The organism is Brachyspira sp. G79, from assembly GCF_002379365.1.
Lineage (GTDB): Bacteria > Spirochaetota > Brachyspiria > Brachyspirales > Brachyspiraceae > Brachyspira.
In genome coordinates this window covers 1,678,894-1,684,162 of the sequence record NZ_JQIU01000008.1, presented here as the reverse complement: position 1 = coordinate 1,684,162, position 5,269 = coordinate 1,678,894, and the positions used below count along the sequence as shown (strand labels likewise).

1 protein-coding gene and 3 pseudogenes are annotated in these 5,269 nt (G+C 25.9%); 2 read left to right on the top strand and 2 right to left on the bottom strand.

What is annotated here, in order from left to right; genetic code table 11:
- Both KQ44_RS08855 and KQ44_RS08850 read right to left on the bottom strand, forming a co-directional pair.
- A pseudogene (locus KQ44_RS08855) lies at positions 1–1,578 on the bottom strand (AAA family ATPase); the annotation flags it as partial.
- A gap of 38 nt (positions 1,579–1,616) precedes the next feature.
- Positions 1,617–3,672: pseudogene (locus KQ44_RS08850) on the bottom strand (hypothetical protein).
- Between the two features lie 483 nt (positions 3,673–4,155).
- Here KQ44_RS08850 and KQ44_RS08845 point away from each other — a divergent pair.
- Complete coding sequence (locus KQ44_RS08845; RefSeq protein ID WP_240516564.1) at positions 4,156–4,725, top strand: HAD-IA family hydrolase; 570 nt, start codon at positions 4,156–4,158, stop codon at positions 4,723–4,725.
- A 285-nt stretch (positions 4,726–5,010) separates the two neighbouring features.
- A pseudogene (locus tag KQ44_RS15040) lies at positions 5,011–5,269 on the top strand (two-component sensor histidine kinase); the annotation flags it as partial.

Genomic DNA, 5,269 nt, shown 5'->3' with positions numbered 1-5,269 from the left:
ATCTTCTTCATCATTAATAATGTCGTCTAAGTTAGGTACATCTTCGTCATCATCTACAATATTATCAGCGTCAAGAAGTTCATCGTCAGTATACTCTTTCATCTCTGGTATACTTTCATCTTTATTATCTTCTTTGTTATCTTTTTCATCATTAATAATATCGTTTAAGTTAGGTATTTCTTCAAAATCTTCGCCGTCATCTATAATATCGTCCAAATTAGGTACTTCTTCAAAATCATCATCATTTGTTATGCTGTCTAAAGAGGATAGATCTCCTATTTTAATACTTTCATCTTCTTTTTTATCCTCTTCAAGTACATCATCTAAAGAAGATAAATCTCCTAATTTTAGACTTTCGTCATTATCCTCTTCATCATCTTTTAAGGTTTCTCCTCCATCTTCAAGTACATCGTCTAAAGATGACAAATCTCCTATTTTTATACTTTCATCATCATCTTCATTATCTTTTTTTATTTCAATGTCTTCTACATCATCTATATCAGGAAGATCAACTTTATTTGCTTTTGGAATTCTGTTTCTTTTGTTATTAAAATATTTTATATTGTCATCATCTAATGTATCTATTTCATCTATATCATAGTCATCTATATTAAACTCTTCATCATTTACAATATTGGCATTATCATAGTTATTTATAGGCGGTTCGCTTTCATCATATATATTTTCATCTTCTTTATTCTCTTCTTCATCTTCTTCATTAACTTTATTTCTTTCAAGTAATGAAGTAGTTATTAAAAATAATGATGATAAAGCTAAAAGAGCAAGTATAATATATTTTAAATATTTCTGTATAATAGGTACATTTAATTCTAATATACCAATACTAAAATTATCTATATCCTTAACTTTGCTTGAATAAAATGTAAAAGTATTATTATCAACTTCAATAGTACCAGAACTTCCAATATCTTTATCCATATACTGAGTTAAACTATCTCTTGATATGCTGTTTATATCTATGGAAGGGTTATGATATACAACCCCATTAGGAAGAACTACGAAGTTTAAGTTGTAAGATGTGTTCTCAAATATTTTTTTAAATACACTTGCAACTATATATCCTACTTCTATTCCTCTGTCATTTTTTATGGGCTTAACAAAATAAACCCCGTCATAATCTTTATCAAAGAATGCTCTGGCATTAGATTTTTTATAGCTTTCCAAATCTACAGGTTTAGTTTTTACAGGCGAAGAAAATACTGATTTACCATCTGCTAAATATAATGCTACAGTGTCAAAAGGATAGTTTCCGCTTCTAAATATTGATATTATTCTGTCTCTTTCTGCTTCATCTATTCCGTTTAATATAACCTGCTGAAGTAAGTTTATAAAAGGATAGCTTTCTACTATTTTATTAAGTCTGTCATCATAGTCTTTTACGAGGCTTACTATACTGTTTTGACAAATCAAAGCATTTCTGTCAAGCTTTTTTGTATCAACATCAAATGCATCCTTTTTAAGTCCGAATACAAATGTTATAAATAAAGCAAGAACTATTATATTTATTAAAATAGATATATATACAAAGACAGATATCTTACCATGTTTATCAGACATATAATCTCCTCTAAAAACTACACTATTTTTATATTATTTTATTTTTTTGTTATGCTTCTTTTAGCATCTTCTTCTGCTTTACTTATTATAGAAGAAAGCATTTTATCAAAAGCTGCAAATACATCATCTGTTCTTGATGTATCTTCTTTTTTTGTATCTTTTATATCTTTTTCTTCTTTTCTGTCATCTTCTGAAGTTTTTATATCATCTATAGCTTTATTGTATGAATTTAATATAATCTTACTAATACCATTTGAATCACTTGTTTTGTAATCATCATTTTTTTGATGAATAAGTTTTTATTCTCTTCTTTATCTTTTAAGCTGTTTATTATTATTTTTTATTAAACATATCATCGCTTTCTATTTTTCTATATTCTAAATTATTTTCTTCTGCTTCTTTTGTTATTTTATAATTATCCAAAGATAAAGTTTTAGCTATAAAGCTGTCTTGTGATTTAGGTTCTAGTTCATCATTAGAAATTGACATAAATACTTCTTCTTTATTTTTTGCTTCTTCTTCATTGCTTCTATTGTATGTATCATTTACAGTTTGCTCTTCTATATATTCTACTTCTTTGTTGTTTTTAACTTCTAATATTTCATTATCTTTTAGTTCTTCTTCAGTGATTGTATTTTCTGTTAATGTTTCTTCTTCTAATGTTTCTAAAGCGAATGCTTCTTCAATAGCTTTTGCATGTTCTTCCTGCAATTGTCTATTTATATTTTTAAAAGCATGTTCTATATCTATTTCTTTATCATTATTTAATTTTGCATCTTCTTCTACAATATTTTCTTCTGATGTATTTACTATTATTGCTGTTTCTTCAGATGTATTATCTGTTTCTATATTTTCTGTTTTTTCTTCTTTTTCTTTTAAATCTTCTTTTGTTATTGCAAATTTATTTCTGCATAAATTTATTTCTTCTTTAATAGAAGATACTATATTTAATATATCTTTTCCTATATGAAACTCTTCTTCTGTATTTTCGTTATTATTTTCTTTTATATATTCATCAGGTATTTTATAATGTACTTTCTGTATTATAGGCGGCATTTCTTCAAGTGCACTAGATTTAGGTATATCAGCGTCTACAATATTTTTATTTAAAAGTTCATCACTTCCTTTCACACTTTCTACATAATCTCTATTGCTTTTAATCTGCATAAGATATTTAAAGAATGCTGCTACGCCTTTTATTATAAGCTGGCATAGTAATATTAATAAAGCAGTAATAGCCAATACTATAAGTTCAAAGTAATTAGGATACTCTTTTCCTATCATAGAAACTGAAAGGGAGTCATTAACTATAAAGCTAGGCTGTTTTTTATAGTATGCATATCTGTTTATTACAGACGAAACTTTTTCTATATTGTTATCGCCTATAGATTCTCTTACATTGTATACAGAGTTTCTTGAATCGCTTACATAAAGTCTTTTATCTGCTACTTGATAATACATAGCTATATCTGATACATAAGCATAATCATTTCTAGTAGCAACTATTATTTCTCCATAAGGATTTTTTATGTATTCCATTATATAGAATGCATTTTCATTAGTAGCATTTAATACTAGAGAACCTTTTGTTTTTATTTCATTTATCAAAGCATCCTGAAGTTCTAAAGGCCATGATTTATTTCTTGATAAGTATAGATTAAGAAGCATTTTTCCTTCTGTATTAAATACAGTCATTCCTCTTAAATATGGATTTTCTACAGTCATTCTATAATAATTATTTTTATATTTATCTAATTGGGCTTTTGAAGCATTATTATTAGGGTTAAATTCTTTTAAAGACTCAGCAGTCTGATACATGCTGTATCCTACATAATCAGATATTGACTGAGTAATTAAATTAACTTGATATTCAGACACACTATTTCTTTTTATTTTCATTTTAACAGCTATTTTATCAATTTTTTGCATCATCATATCTAAATAATCATTTATAAATACAGATACAGTACTATTTTCTGGAAGTATAGTATTGCTTGCTGCACGAGCGAACATTGCTGCTATGAATATAATGAGAAACGATATCATCAACCCAAGTATAGTTTTCATTATTTGTTGTTTTTTGTTTTCATTCATAATGCTTAAGCCTTTAATAAAAAATTGTCTTATACGGAATATATAAAAAACTACTATTAGTTATCGGCTAAAGCGAATTTTACTTGAAAGTTTTATTTTGTGATTAGGAAGTATAGAAGTATATAAAAAGTATGTGATAAGAAATAAAAAAGACCTCCGCTGAGCCGTATACGACATAAATGCGCCTGACTTTTCGCGTCAGGTGGGTTCCTCAGAAACATGACCTTGATTTCTCAAAACCGTATCGCGATACCGGCGAGCCTATCATTAATGCTTCGCTCTAGATCCCTAATGCATTAATTTATACTGGCGCAAGAATGTACAATCGCTTAACGAGAACAGCAGAGTTATATACAATATAAATGCTTTTTTATTATTTGTCAATACTGTAAAAAATATATTAACATAATAATTACTATTGACAAACATTTTGAGAAAAATATAATAATATTACACTTATTTTTATTTAATTAAGGATTTTGTATGATTAAAAATATAATTTCTGATGTTGGCAATGTATTGTATGAGTTTAGTACTGGCAGTATTTTAGATAAATATGTAGATGAAAATGATAGAAAGGATTTCTTTGATAATACTTTTGGAAGTAAAAATTGGAGTTTGATGGATAAGGGAGAAATCAGCTTTGAGGATTCAAGAAAATATTTTATAGATAAATGTCCTAAATATAAAGAACTTATTAATAAAATTTTTGATACTTCTTTGACATTATGCCTCAATAAACATCACAACAATATTAATTTATTAAAAGAATACAAAAATAAAGGTTTTTGTATATATTATTTATCTAATATGCCTTCTGAAACTTTTGAGGTTTTGAGAAAAGAAACTGACTTTTTTGATAATACTTGTATTGGAGGAGTTATTTCGGCTCATATAAAAATGATTAAGCCTAATAAAGATATTTATGAATATTTTTTGAGTAAATTTAATTTGAATGCAAATGAATGTATATTTATAGATGATAATGCTGATAACGTAAAAACAGCTATAGATATTGGAATAAATGCTTTTCAGCTAAAAAAAAATAGATGATATGCATTTAGTTTTAAAAGAAATTTTACAAAAATAATATTTTGATATATTTTTCTATCAATAAAAAATAATAATTGCTAGTGTTTTTATTATTTTAGGAATAATATACAGAAATTTTATTAAGAGTAATATGAAGTTTCTAAAGAGAATATTTGATAATATAAAAAAAGATATGGAATAGTTGTCCCTACTATTATTACAGTATTTACATTAATTAGCCTTATAGTATCTGTGTGGATAAGCACTTTTATATATGAGCCTTCTAATATAGCAGAGCCTTTTTATATGTTTTCTGTCATTTTTTTTCCTTTTACAAGTATAATAATTGGAATTATACTTGTAATAAAGTTTATAATAGATGCTATACTTAAAAAAGAAGGTTCACATTTAAAGTTGGTTATAGTATTCATAATGGGACTTATGACTGTTATGCCTAGTATGTTTGTGAGTAAAATATCAACTTATATAATAAAAAGTAATTTAGATTTATTTTTAGATCAGAATGTTAATGCTTCAGTATCATATATAATAGATTTATCTAATA